At 69.8% G+C, this 19779-nt stretch carries 20 protein-coding genes; 4 read left to right on the top strand and 16 right to left on the bottom strand.

Annotated elements, in window-relative coordinates:
• Positions 1–23: 23 nt before the first annotated feature.
• Positions 24–2072, bottom strand: coding sequence for an APC family permease (locus tag ACIBJB_RS35770; RefSeq protein WP_398936994.1), 2049 nt, complete (start codon positions 2070–2072; stop codon positions 24–26).
• 381 nt (positions 2073–2453) lie between these two features.
• Between ACIBJB_RS35770 and ACIBJB_RS35765 the strand changes: the two genes are divergently transcribed.
• Positions 2454–3125: a potassium channel family protein gene (locus ACIBJB_RS35765; protein ID WP_398936992.1), complete on the top strand. Its 672-nt coding sequence runs from the start codon at positions 2454–2456 to the stop codon at positions 3123–3125.
• A complete protein-coding gene (locus tag ACIBJB_RS35760) occupies positions 3125–3802 on the top strand; it encodes a TrkA family potassium uptake protein (RefSeq protein WP_057611264.1) in 678 nt (225 codons plus the stop codon). Before ACIBJB_RS35765 ends, ACIBJB_RS35760 begins: the two co-directional genes overlap by 1 nt.
• 70 nt (positions 3803–3872) lie before the next feature.
• Here the strand turns inward: ACIBJB_RS35760 and ACIBJB_RS35755 are convergent, their stop codons facing one another.
• The 9 genes from ACIBJB_RS35755 to ACIBJB_RS35715 all read right to left on the bottom strand — a co-directional run bounded on the left by ACIBJB_RS35755 (position 3873) and on the right by ACIBJB_RS35715 (position 12971).
• Positions 3873–4637: a DUF3159 domain-containing protein gene (locus tag ACIBJB_RS35755; protein ID WP_398936990.1), complete on the bottom strand. Its 765-nt coding sequence runs from the start codon at positions 4635–4637 to the stop codon at positions 3873–3875.
• 3 nt (positions 4638–4640) lie between these two features.
• Positions 4641–5039, bottom strand: coding sequence for an OB-fold nucleic acid binding domain-containing protein (locus ACIBJB_RS35750; RefSeq protein ID WP_037710883.1), 399 nt, complete (start codon positions 5037–5039; stop codon positions 4641–4643).
• A 167-nt stretch (positions 5040–5206) separates the two neighbouring features.
• Positions 5207–5890, bottom strand: a complete 684-nt coding sequence (locus tag ACIBJB_RS35745; RefSeq protein WP_398936988.1) for a response regulator — start codon at positions 5888–5890, stop codon at positions 5207–5209.
• On the bottom strand, positions 5887–8442 hold the full coding sequence (locus ACIBJB_RS35740; RefSeq protein WP_398936987.1) for an ATP-binding protein: 2556 nt from the start codon (positions 8440–8442) through the stop codon (positions 5887–5889). The genes ACIBJB_RS35745 and ACIBJB_RS35740 overlap by 4 nt, the downstream gene beginning before the upstream one ends.
• Positions 8443–8963: 521 nt before the next feature.
• Positions 8964–9656 carry an ABC transporter ATP-binding protein gene (locus tag ACIBJB_RS35735; protein ID WP_062036008.1) on the bottom strand — a complete coding sequence of 231 codons (693 nt, stop codon included), beginning with the start codon at positions 9654–9656 and terminating at the stop codon, positions 8964–8966.
• Positions 9657–9760: 104 nt separating this feature from the next.
• Positions 9761–10906 carry an alginate lyase family protein gene (locus ACIBJB_RS35730; protein WP_398937098.1) on the bottom strand — a complete coding sequence of 382 codons (1146 nt, stop codon included), beginning with the start codon at positions 10904–10906 and terminating at the stop codon, positions 9761–9763.
• A gap of 172 nt (positions 10907–11078) precedes the next feature.
• Complete coding sequence (locus ACIBJB_RS35725; RefSeq protein ID WP_057611270.1) at positions 11079–11837, bottom strand: DUF3710 domain-containing protein; 759 nt, start codon at positions 11835–11837, stop codon at positions 11079–11081.
• Position 11838: 1 nt separating this feature from the next.
• Positions 11839–12390 (bottom strand): dUTP diphosphatase, encoded by a 552-nt coding sequence (gene dut / locus ACIBJB_RS35720; RefSeq protein WP_069761727.1) that lies wholly within the window; start codon positions 12388–12390, stop codon positions 11839–11841.
• Complete coding sequence (locus ACIBJB_RS35715) at positions 12387–12971, bottom strand: PaaI family thioesterase (protein ID WP_398936984.1); 585 nt, start codon at positions 12969–12971, stop codon at positions 12387–12389. Before ACIBJB_RS35715 ends, dut begins: the two co-directional genes overlap by 4 nt.
• A gap of 58 nt (positions 12972–13029) precedes the next feature.
• On the opposite strand from ACIBJB_RS35715, the gene ACIBJB_RS35710 reads away from it, so the two are divergent.
• On the top strand, positions 13030–13494 hold the full coding sequence (locus ACIBJB_RS35710) for a DUF3093 domain-containing protein (RefSeq protein ID WP_398936982.1): 465 nt from the start codon (positions 13030–13032) through the stop codon (positions 13492–13494).
• Positions 13495–13562: 68 nt separating this feature from the next.
• Here ACIBJB_RS35710 and ACIBJB_RS35705 read toward each other — a convergent pair whose 3' ends face one another.
• The 4 genes from ACIBJB_RS35705 to ACIBJB_RS35690 all read right to left on the bottom strand — a co-directional run bounded on the left by ACIBJB_RS35705 (position 13563) and on the right by ACIBJB_RS35690 (position 17073).
• Entirely contained in the window at positions 13563–14459 is an 897-nt protein-coding gene (locus tag ACIBJB_RS35705) for a hypothetical protein (RefSeq protein WP_398936979.1), read from the bottom strand.
• A 13-nt stretch (positions 14460–14472) separates the two neighbouring features.
• Positions 14473–14769: a DUF4193 domain-containing protein gene (locus ACIBJB_RS35700; RefSeq protein WP_005481602.1), complete on the bottom strand. Its 297-nt coding sequence runs from the start codon at positions 14767–14769 to the stop codon at positions 14473–14475.
• A 405-nt stretch (positions 14770–15174) separates the two neighbouring features.
• Entirely contained in the window at positions 15175–16413 is a 1239-nt protein-coding gene (locus ACIBJB_RS35695; protein WP_398936977.1) for a sensor histidine kinase, read from the bottom strand.
• A gap of 6 nt (positions 16414–16419) precedes the next feature.
• Positions 16420–17073: a response regulator transcription factor gene (locus ACIBJB_RS35690; protein ID WP_030605557.1), complete on the bottom strand. Its 654-nt coding sequence runs from the start codon at positions 17071–17073 to the stop codon at positions 16420–16422.
• A 413-nt stretch (positions 17074–17486) separates the two neighbouring features.
• Between ACIBJB_RS35690 and ACIBJB_RS35685 the strand changes: the two genes are divergently transcribed.
• Positions 17487–17651, top strand: coding sequence for a hypothetical protein (locus ACIBJB_RS35685; RefSeq protein WP_020121920.1), 165 nt, complete (start codon positions 17487–17489; stop codon positions 17649–17651).
• A 111-nt stretch (positions 17652–17762) separates the two neighbouring features.
• On the opposite strand, the gene ACIBJB_RS35680 is transcribed toward ACIBJB_RS35685, so the two are convergent.
• Both ACIBJB_RS35680 and ACIBJB_RS35675 read right to left on the bottom strand, forming a co-directional pair.
• On the bottom strand, positions 17763–18578 hold the full coding sequence (locus ACIBJB_RS35680) for an inositol monophosphatase family protein (RefSeq protein WP_398936974.1): 816 nt from the start codon (positions 18576–18578) through the stop codon (positions 17763–17765).
• 8 nt (positions 18579–18586) lie between these two features.
• The gene (locus ACIBJB_RS35675) at positions 18587–19714 is read right to left on the bottom strand and encodes a ferrochelatase (protein ID WP_398936972.1); all 1128 of its coding nucleotides are present in this window, start codon (positions 19712–19714) and stop codon (positions 18587–18589) included.
• Positions 19715–19779 lie beyond the last annotated feature (65 nt).

Below are 19779 nucleotides of genomic sequence, written 5' to 3'. Positions count from 1 at the left end.
CACCAGGACAACAGCCCACCAGTCTACTTCGGCGCCGGCGTCTCCTTCGCCCGCTGCTCGGCCGGACCGCGCCGCACCGCGCCGGGCGCGTTCCACTCCTGCCGCCTGCGAGCGCGTTTCTTCGCCACCTCCGAGGACTGGAGCTGATAGGGCACCGAGGTCACCATGACCCCCGGCGTGAACAGCAGCCGGCCCTTGAGCCGCAGAGCGCTCTGGTTGTGCAGCAGATGCTCGTACCAGTGACCGACCACGTACTCGGGGATGATCACGGACACCGCGTCACGCGGCGACTCCTTCCGCAGCCCCTTCACGTAGTCGATGATCGGCCGGGTGATCTCGCGATACGGCGAGTCCAGGACCTTCAGCGGTACGTCGATCCCGCGCCGTTCCCACTCGGCGCGCAGTGCCTTGGTCTCGGCCGGGTCGACGTTGACGCTCAACGCCTCCAGCGAGTCCGAGCGCATCAGTTTGGCGTACGCCAGCGCCCGCAGCGCCGGGCGGTGGATCTTGGAGATCAGGACGACGGAGTGGACGCGGGACGGGCGCAGGCTGTCGTCGCTCGGGCCCTCGGGCGCCGCGATCTCCTCGGAGACCCGGTCGTAGTGCTTCCGGATCGCCGTCATCGTCGCGTAGAAGATGCACATCCCGAGCAGCGCCACCCAGGCGCCGTGGGTGAACTTGGTGACCAGGACGACGACCAGGACGAGCCCGGTGAAGAAGGCGCCGAAGGCGTTGATCGCACGGGAGCGGATCATGTGGCTGCGCGTCGCGGCGTCCTTCTCGGTGGCGAGGTGGCGGTTCCAGTGCCGGACCATGCCGGTCTGGCTGAGCGTGAAGGACACGAACACGCCGACGATGTAGAGCTGGATCAGGCGGGTCGAGTCGGCACCGTAGATCCACACCAGGAGTCCGGCCGCGCCGGCCAGCAGCACGATGCCGTTGGAGAAGGCGAGGCGGTCGCCGCGGGTGTGCAACTGGCGCGGGAGGTAGCGGTCCTGGGCGAGGATCGAGCCGAGCAGCGGGAAGCCGTTGTAGGCGGTGTTCGCGGCGAGGAACAGCACCAGCGCGGTGGCCGCGGCCAGCACGATGAACAGGAAGCTGCCCTTGCCGAAGACCGCCTCGGCGACCTGGGAGATCACCGGGTTCTGCACATAGTCGGAGCCGAGCGCGACGCCGTTGTGGATCAGGTCGACGGCCGGGTTCTCGGCCATGCGGACCTTGGTGGCCATGGCCAGCACGATGATCCCGCAGAACATGGTGACGGCGAGCAGACCCATCATCGCGAGCGTGGTCGCCGCGTTCTTCGACTTGGGCTTGCGGAAGGCCGGTACGCCGTTGGAGATGGCCTCGACGCCGGTGAGCGCGGCGCAGCCGGACGAGAAGGCGCGCAGCAACAGGAAGACAAGGGCGAATCCGGCCAGGCCCTGGTGCTCGGCCTTGATGTGGTAGTCCGCCGTCGGTGCCCGCATGGTGTCGCCGAGGACCAGACCGCGGAACGCACCCCACGCGATCATGATGAAGACGCCCGTGACGAAGACGTACGTCGGAATCGCGAACAGCGAGCCGGACTCCTTCATGCCGCGCAGGTTCATCAGCGTCAGCAGGATGATCACGGCGATCGCGCAGAGCACCTTGTGCTGGACGACGAAGGGGACCGCGGAGCCGAGGTTCTCGATGCCGGAGGCGATGGAGACGGCGACCGTGAGGACGTAGTCGACGAGCAGGGCGCTGGCGACCGTGAGGCCGGCCTTGGGGCCGAGGTTGGTGTTGGCGACCTCGTAGTCGCCGCCGCCGCTCGGGTAGGCGTGCACGTTCTGCCGGTAGGAGGCGACCACCGTGAACATCAGCACGACGACCGCAACGGCGATCCAGGGGCTGAAGTGGTAGGCCGACACGCCCGCGATGGACAGGACCAGCAGCACCTCGCCGGGCGCGTACGCCACGGAGGACAGCGGGTCGGAGGCGAAGACGGGGAGGGCGATGCGCTTCGGCAGGAGCGTTTCGCCGAGCCGATCACTGCGCAGTGCGCGCCCGATCAGGATCCGCTTGGGCACGTCGGTCAGTTTGGACACAACAGTGAAGCGTAAGCGTTCGAACGGGCGAGCAACCACCCGGCACCCCGCATCTGCTCTCCGGGTGAAATCCGGACCCGCTCCGGCTACGGATTCCGCAGGTGAGCGAAGCGGCATGCCTATATGACAAGACTCTGCCCCTTACCGTCCCCGGAGGTTCCATGCACACGACCGCAGAGCTGATCGGCGCCGCGGCCACCCTCGTCGGCCTGGGAATCCTGACGCTCGCAAGCGTCCGCAGCATCAGCCGCCGTTGACCGACACGAAGTCGGGGCAACCGTGCACAGGGGTGCCGTCGTCCTACCGCCCGTGTGTAGCTTGGGCGTCGGTCTGAGACCCTGATGTGGCTGAGCAGTACTTATTGACACCGGAAGGACGGTCGTGCACATCGTCATCATGGGCTGCGGGAGAGTGGGTTCCGCTCTCGCCCAGACCCTGGAGCAACAGGGGCACACGGTCGCCGTGATCGACCAGGACCCCACCGCCTTCCGACGACTGGGCTCCGGTTTCGGCGGTCGCCGGGTCACCGGGGTCGGCTTCGATCAGGACACCCTGCGCGAGGCGGGCATCGAGGAGGCCGGCGCCTTCGCCGCGGTCTCCAGCGGCGACAACTCCAACATCATCGCCGCGCGCGTGGCCCGCGAGATGTTCGGCATCGAGAACGTCGCGGCCCGGATCTACGACCCCCGGCGCGCCGAGGTCTACCAGCGCCTGGGCATCCCGACGGTGGCCACGGTCCGCTGGACCGCGGACCAGATGCTGCGCCGGCTGCTGCCGTCGGGCGCGGAGCCGCTGTGGCGCGACCCCACCGGTGGGGTCCAGCTGGCCGAGGTGCACGCCTCGACCGCCTGGGTCGGCCACAAGATCAGCAAGCTGCAGGAGGAGACGGGCGTCCGCGTGGCGTTCCTGACCCGCCTCGGCGAGGCGATCCTGCCCACCTCGCAGACGGTGATGCAGGAGGGCGACCTCGTCCACGTGATGATGCGCACGGACGACATCGAGAAGGTCGAGGCGTCCTTCGCCGAGGGCCCCGAAGAGGAGAGCGGTCACTGATGAGGGTCGCCATTGCCGGTGCCGGTGCGGTCGGCCGCTCGATCGCGGGCGAACTGCTGGAGAACGGCCACGAGGTCCTTCTCATCGACAAGGCGCCGACCGCCATCTCGGTCGAGCGCGTCCCGCAGGCGGAGTGGCTGCTCGCCGACGCCTGCGAGATCACCTCCCTGGACGAGGCCGCGCTCCAGCGCTGCAACGTGGTGATCGCCGCGACCGGCGACGACAAGGTCAACCTGGTCGTCTCCCTGCTGGCGAAGACGGAGTACGGCGTCCCGCGGGTCGTCGCCCGGGTGAACAACCCGAAGAACGAGTGGCTGTTCAACGAGTCCTGGGGCGTGGACGTCGCCGTCTCCACCCCGCGCCTGATGTCCGCCCTGGTCGAGGAGGCGGTCAGCGTCGGCGACCTGGTCCGCCTGCTCCGCTTCAGCCACGGTGACGCGAACCTGGTCGAGCTGACCCTGCCGGAGGAGTCGGCCCTGGCCGGCACGACGGTCGGCGACGTGGAGTGGCCCGAGGACACCTCCCTCGTCACCATCATCCGCGGCACCCGCGTCCTCACCCCGTCGCGGGAGGACTCCCTGGAGGCCGGCGACGAACTCCTCTTCGTGGCCGCCCAGGCCCGCGAGGAGCAACTGGAGGACCTGCTGTCGGTGCGGCGCGAGGACGCGACGGGCTGAGGTCTTCGAGGGATACGACGGCGGAGGGCGCCCTCCGCCGTCGTATAAGAAGTGCCGGCAGTACCGGGAGCTACGCCTCGCGCCGGTGCCGCCCGGCCGCGGCCTCCGTGTCCCCACGCTCCGCGGCCTGCGCCGCCTTGCGCTCCTCCTCGGCCTTCTCCTCCGCCTCCATCTCGGCGAACACGTCGATCGGAGCCGGCGCCTTCGCGAGGAAGACCCAGGTCAGCCATACGGCCAGCAGGAAGGGCGGGATCTTGAGGGCGACCAGGACCCAGCCGAGCTGCGCGGTGTCGGCCCACCAGTACAGCGGGAAGAGGATCGCGCACTTGGCGAGCAGGATCGCCCCCCAGGCATAACTGGCCTTGGCGTACGCCGTTTTGCGGCCCGGGTTGCGGGTCCGCCAGGAGAGGTTCTCCTTGAAGACCGGGCCGAGGATGAGCCCCATCAGCGGCACGCCCGCGAGCGTCGTGATGACGTACGCCAGGCCGAGGCCCAGCGTGTACAGCATGCCCGGCAGATAAAAGTTCTTGGCGTTGCCCGTCATCATCGCGAAGACGACGCCGAAGGCGACGCCGAAGACACCGCTGAAGGCGTGCTTGACGGTGTCCCGCATCACCAGGCGGACCACGACCAGCAGCAGCGACACCGCGAGCGCGGCGATCGCCGACAGGTGCAGGTCCTTGTTGATCGTGAAGATCGTGACGAAGAGCAGGCCCGGCAGAACCGTCTCGACCATGCCCCGGACGCCGCCGAACGCCTCGAACAGGGCCGCCTCGGTCACCGCCCGCGCGTCATCGGTCTGAGTGTCTTCGGTCGGCTTGTCGAGAGACGTCACCGGCTACTCCCGTCCCACGGGTCGGAGTTCGTATTTCGGATTGAACAGCACCCGGCGGCCCCGGCTCATCGAGATCCGCCCGGAGGCGATCAGCTTGCGCCCCGGCTCTATCCCGACGATGGAGCGCCTGCCTAGCCACACCACGTCCAGGGCGGCGGACCCGTCGAACAGCTCGGCCTCCAGGGCCGGGACGCCCGCGCGTGGCCGCAGGGTGACCGTGCGCAAGGTACCAGTAACGGTCACGATCTGGCGGTCGTGACAGTCGCCTATCCGGGTGCAGCCGGCGGTCTCGGTGTCCTCCCGCAGCTCCTCGGACTCGAGGTCCTCCTGCGACGAGGAGAGCCGGTCGAGCATGCGCCGGAACCGGCCCACCGGCTTCTCGGAACGCGGAACAGCACTCATATCCGAAAGCCTACCGGGGTGCGCCGACAGCGTTGCACCCGCAGCACTGGCGTTCGAACCGGTATCCCGGCCCCGCAGCTCACTTCTCGAACCGATATCCCATCCCCGGCTCCGTGATACTGCATCCCCCGGGGGACGACCCCCAGACCCCCAGCCGACCCCGCAGCTCACCTCTCGAACCGATATCCCATCCCCGGCTCCGTGATGAAGTGCTTGGGATGCGAGGGGTCCGCCTCCAGCTTTCGTCTCAGCTGGGCCATGTAGACGCGCAGGTAGTTCGTCTCCGTCCCGTAGGACGGCCCCCAGACCTCCTGGAGGAGCTGCTTCTGGCCGACCAGCCGGCCGGCGTTGCGGACCAGTACCTCGAGCAGATGCCACTCGGTGGGGGTGAGGCGTACGTCTCTGCCGTGCTTTTGGACCTTCTTCGCGGCCAGGTCGACGGTGAACTCGTCGGTCTCCACCAGGACGTCCTCCTCGTCACCCCCGGTGGGCTCCGCGCGGCGCACGGCGGCCCGGAGGCGGGCCAGCAGCTCGTCCATGCCGAAGGGCTTGGTGACGTAGTCGTCGGCGCCCGCGTCCAGCGCCTCGACCTTCTCGTCGGAGGAGTGCCGGGCGGACAGCACGAGAATCGGCACCCGGGTCCAGCCGCGCAGCCCCTTGATCACCTCGACGCCGTCCATGTCGGGCAGGCCCAGGTCGAGGACGACCACGTCGGGGTGGCGGGCGGCGGCGAGCCGGAGCGCTGTGGCGCCGTCGTGCGCCGCGTCGACCTCGTACTTGCGCGCCTTGAGGTTGATCACGAGGGCGCGCACGATCTGCGGCTCGTCTTCGATGACCAACACTCTGGTCATGTGGCCTGCCTTTCGGGTTCTGCTTCTGCTTCTGCGAAGGGTAGGGGCTCCGCGTGCGCGTCCGCCGCGCGCAGCGTCAGCACCATGGTGAGGCCTCCGCCGGGCGTGTCCTCGGCGTTCAGGGTGCCGTTCATGGCCTCCGCGAAGCCCCGGGCCACCGCGAGCCCGAGCCCCACCCCGGCACCGCGCGGGGCGTCGCCGTAGCGCTGGAAGGGCGCGAAGATGCGCTCCTTGGCCTCGTCCGGGACGCCGGGGCCGCGGTCGACGACCCGCACCTCGACGCGGTCGGCGATGGCGCTGGCGGACACCCGGACGGGAGTGCCGGGCGGACTGTACTTGACGGCGTTCTCGACCAGGTTGGCCACCGCCCGCTCCAGGAGCCCCGCGTCCACGGCGACCATCGGCAGGGTCTCCGGGACGTCCAGCTCCACGCTGGTGTCGGGCACCCCGCCGAGGGCCATCGGCACCACTTCGTCGACGTCGATCTCGCGGATGATCGGGGTGACCGTGCCGGTCTGGAGGCGGGACATGTCGAGCAGGTTGCCCACGAGATGGTCGAGCCGGTCGGCGCCCTCCTCGATGCCCTCCAGGAGCTCGGCCCGGTCCTCCTCGGACCACGCCACGTCGTCGGACCTGAGCGACGAGACGGCCGCCTTGATGCCGGCCAGGGGCGTCCGCAGATCATGCGATACGGCGGCCAGGAGCGCCGTACGGATGCGATTGCCCTCGGCGAGCGTGCGGGCCCGGTCGGCCTCCTCCTGAAGCCTGCGACGGTCCAGGGCGACGGCGGCCTGGGCGGCGAAGGCGGCCAGCACCCGGCGGTCCTCGGCGGGCAGCACCCGGCCGGTGAGCGCGAGCGCCATGTGGTCCCCCACCGGCATGTCGACGTCGGCGTCCTCGGGGCGCTCCACGGGCGGTCCGAGTCCCGCCCGGCCCGCGCAGGTCCACGGCTCGACGTCGCTCGCCCGTTCCAGCAGGGCCGCCGACTCCATGCCGAAGGTCTCCCGGACGCGTTCCAGGAGTTCCTCCAGACGGGTCTCGCCGCGCAGCACGTTCCCGGCGAGGAAGGACAGGATCTCCGACTCGGCGCGCAGCCGGGCGGCCTGATGGGTGCGGCGGGCGGCGAGGTCGACCACGGAGGCCACCGAGATGCCGACGCCCACGAAGATCACGATGGCGACGATGTTCTTCGGGTCGGCGATGGTCCAGCGGTGCAGGGGCGGTGTGTAGAAGTAGTTCAACAGCAGCGAGCCGACCGCGGCCGAGGCGAGTGCCGGGAGGAGTCCGCCCAGCAGGGCCGCGGCCACCACGACCGCCAGGAACAGCAGCATGTCGTTGGCGAGGCCGAGGTCGACGGTGGTGAGGAAGATCGTCAGGAACGCCGGGCCCGCCAGGCCGACCAGCCAGCCCCACAGGATCCGGGCCCGTCCGAGCCGTGCGCCCCGGGCAACGGGCAGTCCACGCCCCTTGGCGACCTCGTCGTGGGTGACGATGTGCACGTCCAGGTCGGGCCCGGACTCCCGGGCCACGGTCGCGCCGACACCGGGTCCGAAGACGTACTGCCAGGTCTTGCGGCGGGAGGAACCGAGGACGATCTGGGTGGCGTTGACGCCTCGCGCGAAGTCGAGCAGGGCGGCCGGTATGTCGTCGCCCACTACATGGTGAAAGGTTCCTCCAAGGTCTTCGACGAGGGTCCTCTGGACGGCGAGTTCCTTGGGCGAGGCGGAGGTCAGTCCGTCGCTGCGGGCTATGTAGACGGCGAGCACCTCGCCGCCGGCGCCCTTCTCGGCCAGCCGCGCGGCCCGCCGGATCAGCGTGCGGCCCTCCGGTCCGCCGGTCAGCCCGACCACGATCCGTTCCCGGGAACCCCAGATCTTCGAGACCCGGTGCTCGCTGCGGTACTGCTTGAGGTACTCGTCGACCCGGTCGGCCACCCACAGCAGCGCGAGCTCCCGCAGGGCGGTGAGGTTGCCGGGCCGGAAGTAGTTCGACAGGGCCGCGTCGACCTTGTCCGGCTGGTAGATGTTGCCGTGCGCCATCCGCCGCCGCAGCGCCTGCGGCGACATGTCGACAAGCTCGATCTGTTCGGCCCGCCGTACGAACTCGTCGGGCACCGTCTCCTGCTGCCGCACGCCGGTGATCGACTCGACGACGTCGCCGAGCGACTCCAGATGCTGGATGTTCACGGTCGAGACCACGTCGATCCCGGCCGCCAGCAGTTCCTCGACGTCCTGCCAGCGCTTGGCGTTGCGCGAGCCCGGGATGTTGGTGTGGGCGAGTTCGTCCACCAGGGCGACGGCGGGGGCCCGGCGCAGTACGGCGTCGACGTCCATCTCGGTGAAGACGGCGTCCCGGTACTCCAGCTCCCTGCGCGGGACCTCTTCGAGGCCGTGCAGCATCACCTCGGTGCGTGGCCGCGCGTGGTGCTCCACGAAGCCCACGACACAGTCGGTCCCCCGCTCGACCCTGCGGTGCGCCTCGGACAGCATCGCGTACGTCTTGCCGACGCCCGGTGCCGCACCGAGATAGATCCGAAGCCTGCCGCGTCCCATGGGCCCATTGTCTTCCGGTCACTACTGCCTACGCAGCGTCGACCTTACGGCCAACAATCCCCACGAAGAGAGCCGAGCCCGACGCGAGGCCCGCCTTTGACGCAACTCTGACGCGCCCCTCAGGCAGAACCCCGGCCCGTACCGGAGCCTGCGTCACCGCCCCCCACCGTCCGGGAACAGCCAGGCCGTCGGAGACACCCGCCGCGGGGAGAGCGACGAGCTTGCCCCCAGAGCGGGAGGGGCGAACCAGACCTCCTCCAGTGGGGCGACCGGGTCATCGCCACCCGTCTTGAGAAGCACCCGGGCAGCGGTTCGCGCACCAGGTTGGCCGCGATCGCACGATCGCACGGTCGTACGAGGAGAGGAGCCCCCCGTCGAGACGCCGCATGATCTGCTCGGCGCCGTGGAGCCGACCGCGGCCGGCCAGGTCCCCACGGTGCGGCCGGTGCCGTACACGCGCCGGCGCTCCCCAGCGAACGCCCCACGGAGTGCCGAACTCCCTCCCTCGACACGGCGCGCGCTCAGTGCCCCACGATCTCCCCGTCCCCCAGCTCCAGCACCCGGTCCGCCAGGTCCAGCAGGGTCGCGTCGTGGGTGGCGACCAGCGCGGTGACGTTCTCGCTGCGTACGACGGCTCGCAGCAGCTCCATGACGGCGTGGCCGGTCTCCGCGTCCAGTTGGCCGGTCGGCTCGTCGGCGACGAGGAGCGACGGGTTGTTGGCGAGGGCGCGAGCGATGGCGACACGCTGCTGTTGGCCGCCGGAGAGCTCACCGGGGCGCTGCTTCGCGTGTTCCGCGAGGCCGACCAGGGCCAGCAGCAGCTCGACGCGCTCCTCACGCGCGCGTGCGTCCACCCGGCGCAGTCGCATCGGGACGCCGATGTTCTCCGCGGCGGTGAGGATCGGGATGAGCCCGAAGGACTGGAAGACGAAGCCGATACGGTCCCGGCGCAGCGCCAGCAGCCCGTCCTCGTCCAGCCCGGCGATGTCGACCCCGTCGAGCTCGACCCGCCCCCGGTCGGGCCGGTCGAGCCCGCCGACGATGTTGAGGAGCGTGGTCTTCCCGGATCCCGAACGCCCCTTGAGGGCGACGAGTTCACCGCGCGGCACCTCGAAGGAGACCCCGCGCAGTGCGTGCACCGCGGCGGCCCCCTCGCCGAACGACCTGTGGATGTCCTCGACCCGCACCATGGTCTCCGTGACCACCTGAGTCATTGCGCCCTCCCCCGTGAAACCCGCGAGCCCCGTGAACCCCGTGAGCCGTGAACTCGTGGAACCGGGCGCCAGTATCACGGTCCGGCGCCCGGCCTTCAACGGTTTCAGCTCGGGTTGTCCCCGTGGGTGAGGGTCTCCCAGGCCACGAAGAGGTTGTTGCTGCCGGCCGGGCGGTTCCGCTCGGTCAGCGCCTGTGTGTTAGTCATGCCCATGCCAAGCCTGGTGTGCAGCGCGTTGTACCCGACCTCGGTCACGGGCCCGAGCCCGAGTTTCAGCGACCCACCGCACAGCCAGCCCGGCACGGCCGTCCCCAGCTCGTACTTGGCCTGGAACCCCAGCGCCTGCCGCAGCCGCTCGCCCACATCCGTGCCGTACAGGTCCTGTCCCTGGATACGGCTCGTCTCGGCGACGTGCGAGATCGCGGAGATGCCGTACCCGGTGTGCGTGAAGTCCCGGCAGGTCTCCTGGGTGAGACCGGTGACGAAGGTGGACTGCCCCTGCCAGTAACCGACGATCTTGTCCCGGGTGTCGAGGTTCTGGCTCGGCACGGTCTTCGGCAGCTCACCGTCGGAGGCGAGGTAGACATAGGCCGCGGTACGGGTGCGGAACTTCGCCATGGCCTTGTCGTACGACGTCTTGTCCTCCAGGAACACCGATATGCCGACGGCCGCCTCCATCATCGACAGCTCCCAGTTGCCGTTGGAGTTCGAGCCGTTGATGATCTCGGGCAGATAGACGGTGCGGAGCATGGTCGCGAAGCGCCCGGAGTTCGCCCAACTCCCGGTGTACGTGTACTTGATGATCTCGGCCGCCCTGGGCCACGTGGAGCCGGCCCAGCCGGTCTGGAGGGGCGCGTTGCTGTTGGTGTGATCCGTGATCACCGCCGACCAGGCGTCCATGAGCTGGATGGCCTTCCTGGCGTACCGCTCGTCCCGGGTGATGTACCAGGCGAGGGCGTCGGTGTAGGCGGCGATCGCGTCCTCGCGCTCGTCGGTGCAGCCGTAGTTGGGGTTGGAGTACGACCCGCACTCGACGACTGCCCGCGGTTTCGGGGTCCGGTTCAGATCGGCGTACCTGCTCGTCAGCATCGCGTCGAAGGCGGCCTTCCAGGGCTGGACGCCTGCGTTGACCTTGCTCCGGGCGAAGTCCAACTGCCCTTGGGAGACCGTGACTCCGGGATGGACGAAAGCGGCGGGGGCGGCGCCGGCGGGTCGTGCGAGGAGACCCAGGGCGAACCCGGTGACGACCATCAGCCGTACGGAATGACGCATAGTGGCTCCGTTCTCGTATGTGAACGTGAAGCGCCCCTATGAACATAGGCGTTGGCGGATGACCGTAGGTACAGACCAATACAGCGTCAAGGCCCCGCGCAGGGAAAAGGGCCGCACCCCTTCACGGGGTACGGCCCTCGACGTCGTACGACTAGCGGACCTCGGTGATCTCCGGTCCGCGCTGCAACTGGCCCATCCCGCCGGAGAAGCGGGAGCCCTCGTCCTGCTGCTGGACGCCCTCGGGGACCATCTGAGCGTCGTTCGGCAGCTTCAGGACGATCGGGTCGCGGGGCGCCATCGGGCCCTCGCCGCGGACCACGACCGTGTCCCGGAAGATCTGCTCGAGCAGCCCGGCCGCCTGCGGCTGCACCGCGCCCTGGCCCGAGATCACCCCGCGCAGGAACCAGCGCGGACCGTCCACACCCACGAACCGCACGACCTGGAAGCCGCCCGTGCCGTCCGGCAGCTGCACCGGCACCTGGGCCCGCAGCTCCCAGCCCAGCGGACCCTCGACCTCGTCGACGATGCCGCCCTGCTGGGTGATGCCGGAACCGATCTCCTCGCGCACCTCGCCCCAGATGCCCTCGCGCTTGGGAGCGGCGAAGGCCTGCAGCTGGATGGCGCTGTCGCGCAGCACGACGGTGGCCGCGACGATCGCGTCGCCCGCGACCTCGACCCGCAGCTCCATGCCGTCGACACCCGGCACGAACAGACCGCCCAGGTCCACGCGGCCCTCGGCGGGGTCACGTACCTCGGTGTCGTCCCAGGGCCCGTCGGGGCGCGGCTCCGGCTCCAGCCGTACGCGCTCGCGCTCTACGTCGTCCGCCTCAGTGTCGACGCTGTCGACGACCTGCTCGGCCTCGCCGGCCGCGTCCTCGGCGGCACCCTTCTTCTTGCGACGTCCGAACACGTCACTGTCCTTCCCGGTCGGATACGACCGAAGCGTATCGATTCCCACCCGTTGTGCCGCCCACGGCGGCCTCAGCGCTTGTATCGCCCCCGTCGCCCACGGCGGCGTGACCGCCGGTGGACCCGAAGCCCCCCTCGGCCCGCGCCGAGTCGGGAAGCTCCGCCACCTCCTGGAAGCGGACCCTCTCGACCTGCTGGACGACGAGTTGGGCAATCCGGTCGAAGCGCTCGAACCGCACTGACTCGTGCGGGTCGAGGTTCACCACGATCACCTTGATCTCCCCACGGTACCCGGCATCAACCGTCCCCGGGGCATTCACGAGAGCGACACCGCAGCGGGCGGCGAGACCGGATCGAGGGTGCACGAAGGCCGCGTACCCCTCCGGCAGCGCCACAGACACCCCGGTGGGCAGCACGGCCCGCTCTCCGGGCTTCAGTTCCCGGCTCTCGGTGGTCCGCAGATCGGCTCCCGCGTCACCGGGGTGCGCGTACGCCGGAAGCGGTACGTCGGGGTCGACGCGCCGGATCAGCACGTTCAGGGGGTCACGGCTCACGGGTTCACCTCGAAGGCACGGGCACGCCGGACCTGGTCCGGGTCGTCCATGGCGGCCCGGATCTCCTCCGGGCGGCCGTTGTCGATGAAGTGGTCGACCTTGACCTCGACGAACAGGGCGTCGGCACGGACCGCCACGGGCCCCTCGGGTCCGCCGATCCGGCCGGTCGCGGTCGAGTAGATCTTCCGTCCGGCCACCGCCGTCACCTCGGCCTCCAAATACAGCACCGTGCCCACGGGCACCGGCCGTACGAAGTCGGTCTCCAGACGCCCGGTCACGGCGATGGTGCGCAGCAGCCAGTTGAGCGAGCCCAGGGTCTCGTCGAGGGCGGTCGCGAGCACCCCGCCGTGTGCGAGCCCGGGAGCACCCTGATGGGCGGGGCGCACCGTGAACTCGGCGGTGACCGAGACCCTCTCGCCGGCCCGCGCCTCCAGGTGCAGCCCGTGGGACTGCTCGCCGCCACAGCCGAAACACTGGCCGTAGTGCGCACCGAGCAGCTCACCGGGCGCGGGAGCGTCCGGGTGTCGCACAGGTTGCGCCGCGTCGGCGGGAGGCTTGAGAGCCGGGGAAGTACCACTCACAGGCGCAGACCTTACCCGCGCGTCGGGTGTCTCAGGACACCGTGCCAAGCTTGGTTCCATGCAGCCCTCCGCCGTCCCGTACGACGAACGTCTCACCGCCCCCCGCTCCTGGTGGCTGATCTCCTTCCTGGTCGGGGTCGCCTTCGCGCTGATCCTGCTTCCGTTCGGGACGCTTCCGCTGCTCGGCGGCCTGGTCGGCGGCACCGCCGTGGCGGCGATCCTCGCGAGCTCCTACGGCTCGCTGCGCATCCGCGTCGTCGGTGACTCCCTCATCGCGGGCGAGGCGAAGATCCCGGTGGCGGCGCTGGGCGAGACGGAGATCCTGGACCCGGAGGAGGCCCGGGCCTGGCGGACCCACAAGGCCGACACCCGCGCCTTCCTGCTGCTGCGCTCCTACATTCCCAGGGCGCTGAAGGTGGAGGTCACCGACCCCGACGACCCGACGCCGTATCTGTATCTGTCGACGCGGGAACCGGAGCGGCTGGCCGAGGCGCTGAAGGCCGCCCGGACGGCCGCCGCCTAGAACATCCGTGCAGGACTTCACCCCGTCCGTCCGGACGGTGGAGCCGAGCCCGGAGTCTCACGGAAGTCCTACTTCTCCAGCTGAAGCGGATTCGCGGGCGTCTCGAGGGCCGGGAGCTGGGGCAGTTCGTCCCACCGCACCTGGATCCTGCGCAGATCCTTGCGGATCCGCTCGGCGAGCTTTCTGGTGTCCCGGCGGTTCATGACCGCCCCGACGGCCGCGCCGACCAGGAACGGCATCAGGTTCGGCAGGTTGCGGACCGTCCGCTTCATGATCTGCTGCCGAAGCTGCTGCTTCATCTGGCTGTTGAGCGCGCCGCTCACGGTCGACGGCTTCTTCGCATCGATCCCGCGCTCCCCTGACCAGGAGTTCAGATACGCGGTGCTGCGCTCCTTGAGGTTCCCGGGCGGTCGTACGCCGTAGACCTCGTGGAGTTCGGCGATCAGCTTCAGCTCGATCGCGGCCACGCCGGTGATCTCGGCGGCCAGTTCGGTCGGCATCGCCGGCGGCACGGGAAGCATCGCCGCCGCTCCGACCCCCGCCCCGACCGTCGCCGTGGCGCTCGCGGCGCCCGTGACAAGCTTGTCCGCGAGTTCCTCGGGGCCGAGGCCGGGGAACTGGCGGCGGAGGGTCGCGAGGTCCCGTACGGGGACACGCGGGGCGTTCTCGATGATCCGGTCGGTCAGGTACGCCAGGGCCGCCCTGGCCCTGCTGCCGCCCTTGCGGGCCCCTTCCCGGGCCCTTTCCCGGACCGCCGCCGCCCGTCGTCTGGCGACGGGCGCAGGCGTCCTGGTCGTACCGGTCTGCGCCGGGAGGTCAACCCGGTCGGCCACCGGTTCGAGCGAGGCTCCCGTTTCGGAAGAGCCCCGCTCGTCGTCACGCGCGCGGTGAGGGCCGTCGGACGGCCCCTGGTCCACTCCCTGCCTGAGGGAGCGGCGCTTCCAAGGAGGGGTCGAGCCAGTCATGCCCGACCCGCCCTCAGTCGCAGTCGCGGCAGATCGGCTGGCCGTTCTTCTCCCGGGCCAGCTGGCTGCGGTGGTGCACCAGGAAGCAGCTCATGCAGGTGAACTCGTCCTGCTGCTTGGGCAGTACCCGGACGGCCAGCTCTTCGTTCGAAAGGTCCGCGCCGGGCAGTTCCAGGCCTTCGGCGGCCTCGAACTCGTCGACGTCCACTGCGGAGGTCGACTTGTCGTTCCTACGCGCCTTGAGCTCTTCAAGGCTGTCCGAGTCGACGTCGTCGTCGGTCTTGCGTGGGGTGTCGTAATCCGTAGCCATGTCGCTCTCCCCCTCTGGGTGTCTGCGGTGTCTCCAGCGCACGTAACGCGTGAGAGGCCGGACTTGTGCCCGACCCGAGGCGGAGATTTTGCCTCACATCAAGGTCTGTTACTCAATCGACACCCAACCGGACTCCTCTTGAGTGATCGGGTTGGATGGCGATCGGGACCGTACACGGTCCGAATCCCGCACTTCAAAGGCGTCTCACCGTGTACTTCCCGTGATCAGGACCCCTGAAAACCCGGATTTTCCCGGCTTTCCGACAGGGTGCATGATCACGGAGAGTGGATGGCCGGAAAATCTCCCTTGTGATCGATCACACACGGGGTGATCCCTCGGGTGCCCAGAAAATTCCGCGCAAAGCGAACATCCCAGTGTATCGATCTCAGTGCGGGGGCCATGGTCTCAGACCGGAAGGGTGACTCGCATCACGAGCCCACCCCCTTCGCGTGGCTGAGCGGTGATGTGCCCGCCGTGCGCCCGCGCCACGGACCGCACGATGGACAGACCGAGCCCGACGCCCTTGTCGCTGCCGGTGCGGTCGGCGCCCCGCAGCCGCTTGAACGGCTCGAAGAGATTGTCGACCTCGTACGCCGGCACGACGGGGCCCGTGTTGGACACCGTGAGGACCGCGTGGCCGTGTTGGATCTCCGTGGTCACCTCGACCCAGCCGTCCTCGGGCACGTTGTAGCGCACGGCGTTCTGCACGAGGTTCAGGGCGATGCGCTCCAGGAGGACGCCGTTGCCCTGGACGACCGCCGTCCTCCGGTCGCCGCGGATCGCCACGCCCTTGGCCTCCGCCTCGCCGTGCACCTGGTCGACCGCCTGCTCGGCGACCTCGGCGAGGTCCACGGGCTTGCGCTCGACGATCTGGTTGTCGCTGCGGGCGAGCAGCAGCAGACCCTCCACGAGCTGTTCACTGCGCTCGTTGGTGGCCAGCAGCGTCTTGCCCAGCTGCTGCAGCTCCACCGGCGCCCCCGGATCCGACAGATGCACTTCCAGGAGCGTGCGGTTGATCGCCAGCGGGGTTCTCAGCTCGTGCGAGGCGTTGCCGACGAAGCGCTGCTGGGCCGTGAAGGCCCGCTCCAGGCGCTCCAGCATGTCGTCGAAGGTGTCGGCCAGCTCCTTGATCTCGTCGTCCGGGCCGTCCAGCTCGATACGGCGGGACAGGTCCGAGCCCGCCACCGAGCGCGCGGTGCGCAGGATCCGGCCGAGCGGCGACAGGACGCGTCCCGCCATCGCGTAGCCGAAGGCGAAGGCGATGATCGCGAGGCCGAGCAGGGCCAGCAGTGAGCGGCTGAGGAGGTTGTCCAGGGCGTGCTGGCGCTGGTCGTTGACGCACTGGTTCAGCGCGTGGTTGAGCTCGTCCGCGGGCAGCTCACTGCCCGACAGCTTGCAGATGTCACTGGTCACCCCGCCGGAGACGATCTTGAAGGGCAGGTTGCTCCCCACGTTCAACGCGTTCGCGGCGAGCAGGTAGATGATCGACAGCAGCAGGATGCCGGCGATCAGGAACATGCCGCCGTACAGCAGCGTGAGCCTTATGCGGATGGTCGGGCGCAGCCACGGCAGCGGCGGCGCCGGCCGCCTGGGGTCCCAGGTGGGCTTCGGTGGGGCCTGGGGAGGAGCTGGAGTCGAGGCCACGGGTTATCAGATCCGGTAGCCGGAGCCGGGGACGGTGACGATCACTGCGGGTTCGCCCAGCTTGCGGCGCAGCGTCATGACGGTCACCCGCACCACGTTGGTGAAGGGGTCGGTGTTCTCGTCCCAGGCCTTCTCCAGGAGCTGCTCCGCGGAGACGACGGCGCCCTCGGAGCGCATCAGCACCTCCAGGACGGCGAACTCCTTGGGGGCGAGCTGGACCTCCTTGCCGTCGCGGAAGACCTCGCGGCGGTTGGGGTCGAGCTTGATGCCGGCGCGCTCCAGAACGGGCGGCAGCGGCACGCTGGTGCGCCGGCCGAGGGCACGCACGCGTGCCGTCAGCTCGCTGAACGCGAAGGGCTTGGGCAGATAGTCGTCGGCGCCGATCTCCAGGCCCTCGACACGGTCGCTGACGTCGCCGGACGCCGTGAGCATCAGCACGCGCGTGGGCATGCCGAGTTCGACGATCTTGCGGCAGACGTCGTCGCCGTGGACCAGGGGGAGGTCGCGGTCGAGGACCACCACGTCGTAGTCGTTGACTCCGATGCGTTCCAGGGCGGCCGCACCGTCGTACACGACGTCGACGGCCATGGCCTCCCGGCGCAGTCCGGTGGCCACCGCATCGGCGAGCAGTTGCTCGTCCTCGACGACGAGTACGCGCACGTCGCTTGTCCTTCCTGTGTCCACCCGCGTAGCGCGCTTATGGCACGCACGGGCAGGGGGCCGGGTGAGTGTTGGCCTCCATCCTGCCCTTTTCGGCCATAAGTCGGCTGTAAGGCGGGTGAGCGGGAGCTGAAAGACGGGTGTGAGAGCGGGAATGCGGGATTTTCTCGCGCGGTTGAGGTTTCCGTCGGAAGGAGCGGGGGGAGGACGGCTTTACACCCCGCGATCACGCTCTGCATGTGCCGTACCACCATGCGGCACGACGCGATCCGCTTCCGCAGAGCGGGCGTGGGTGTCCGGCACCGTCGCCGCCCGGCAGGGCAGCGCTGGGCACCTACAGGAGACGTGATCGCCCCTTCCGAACGGCACACCCCCGTGCCACCGACCCACGACCCAGGACGAGGGGGCGCAGCATGGACGCATTCACCGCAGGACTTCTGCAGCGCATAAGGGCGACCGAGACCGATCTGACACGGGCTCGCAACGAGGGCGACGACTTCCTCGTCGAGGTGGAGCAGGGAGAGCTCGACGACCTGCGCCGCCTCGCCGCCGAACACGGTGTGGAGGTCAGCGCCTAGCGTCTGATCGGCTTCGCGGCACGACAGCGGACCCCCGGCGAATCCAGCGCCGGGGGTCCGCTGCGTCGGGGTCCGGACGCGTTCACCTCGTGTTCGTCCGGAGTCGGCCCGTCAGTCGTGCCAGGCGCCGAAGCCCTCCAGGAGCTCCTGGAGGGGCTCGAAGACGCCTGGGGTGCCGGCGACGGTGAGGCCGGGGTTCGGGCGTTCTCCGGGGCGGCCGCCGGTCAGGGCGCCCGCTTCCCGGGCGACGAGGTCGCCCGCCCCGTAGTCCCACGCGTTCAGGCCTCGCTCGTAGTAGCCGTCCAGGCGGCCCGCGGCGAGGTCGCACAGGTCGACCGCCGCCGAGCCGCCACGGCGGATGTCGCGGAGCAGGGGGATCAGCTTCTGGGCCACCTCGGCCTGGTGGGTGCGGACCTTGGTGACGTAGTTGAAGCCCGTCGACACCAGGGCCTGGTCCAGGGACGGCGCCGGGCGGCACGTCAGCCTGCGCTCACCCTCCCACGCGCCCGTGGCCCGGGCGCCCTCGCCCCGGACCGCGTGGTACGTCTCGCCGCGCATCGGCGCCGCGACGACTCCCACGACGGTCTCGCCGTCCTGCTCGGCCGCGATGGAGACGGACCAAGTCGGCAGCCCGTAAAGGTAGTTGACCGTACCGTCGAGGGGGTCGATCACCCATCGGATCCCGCTCGTGCCCTCGGTGGAGGCACCCTCCTCGCCGAGGAAGCCGTCGTCCGGGCGGTGCTCGGAGATCAGGTCCGTGATCAGCTTCTCCGCCGCGATGTCCATCTCGGTCACCACGTCGATGGGACTGGACTTGGTCCTGGCGACCGCGAGGTCGGCCGGGCGGCCGTCTCTCAGCAGGGCGCCGGCGCGACGGGCAGCCTCCTGGGCGAGCCGAAGCAGTTCCGCGTGCAGGGGGTCGGTCACGGGGCTCCTCACGCGTACGGGCTGTCGGCGCCCGCGGCTGCGGGCTTGGCGGCACGGGCCGGGCAGCAGCCGACCGGGCAGACGTTGTGGTCGGCCCCGAGCGCGCCGAGGGCGCAGGGAGTGACCTCCTGGCCGCGCTCCACGGCGGCCCGCTCCAGGACCAGGTCGCGGATCGCGGCGGCGAACCGCGGGTCGTCGCCGACGGTCGCCGAGCGGCGCATCGGCAGGCCCAGCTCCTCGGCCTTGGCCTTCGCCTCCGTGTCGAGGTCGTAGAGGACTTCCATGTGGTCGGAGACGAAGCCGATGGGGGCGATCACCACGGCCGGGACGCCGGATCCGTGGCGTTCCTCCAGGTGGTCGCAGATGTCGGGCTCCAGCCACGGGATGTGCGGGGCGCCGGAGCGCGACTGGTAGACGAGCTGCCAGGGGTGGTCGACGCCGGTGCGCTCACGGACGGCGTCCGCGACCAGCCGGGCGACCTCCAGGTGCTGCGCGACGTATGCTCCGCCCTCGCCATGGCCCTCGACCGGGCCGGAGGTGTCCGCGGACGCGTTCGGGATCGAGTGGGTCGAGAAGGCGATGTGGGCGCCGTCGCGGACGTCCTCGGGGAGCTCGGCGAGGGACTCGATCACCCCGTCGACCATGGGCTCCACGAAACCGGGGTGGTTGAAGTAGTGCCGCAGCTTGTCGACCTTCGGCAGCTCCAGGCCTTCGGCCTCAAGGGCCGCCAGCGACTCGGCGAGGTTCTCGCGGTACTGGCGGCAGCCCGAGTAGGAGGCGTAGGCACTGGTGGCGAGGACCAGGATGCGGCGGTGGCCGTCGGCGATCATCTCGCGCAGGGCGTCGGTGAGGTAGGGCGCCCAGTTGCGGTTGCCCCAGTAGATCGGCAGGCCCAGGCCGTGGTCCGCGAAGTCCTTGCGCAGGGCGTCCAGCAGGGCGCGGTTCTGGTCGTTGATGGGGCTGACCCCGCCGAACAGGAAGTAGTGCCGGCCGACTTCCTTCAGGCGTTCCTTGGGGATGCCACGCCCACGTGTCACGTTCTCCAGGAACGGGACCACGTCGTCGGGGCCCTCGGGGCCTCCGAACGAGAGCAGGAGCAGGGCGTCGTAGGGGGTGGCATCGAGCGCGTCTCGCATGGGTCGATCCTGTCATCCGGTGCTGACAGCCGGGAAACGGCGGGGTGACCACCCGGGTTCCCGAA

This window comes from Streptomyces sp. NPDC050759 (assembly GCF_044456945.1).
GTDB lineage: Bacteria > Actinomycetota > Actinomycetes > Streptomycetales > Streptomycetaceae > Streptomyces.
Note: the sequence above shows the minus strand (reverse complement) of the source record. Positions and strands in the feature narration are given on the sequence as shown.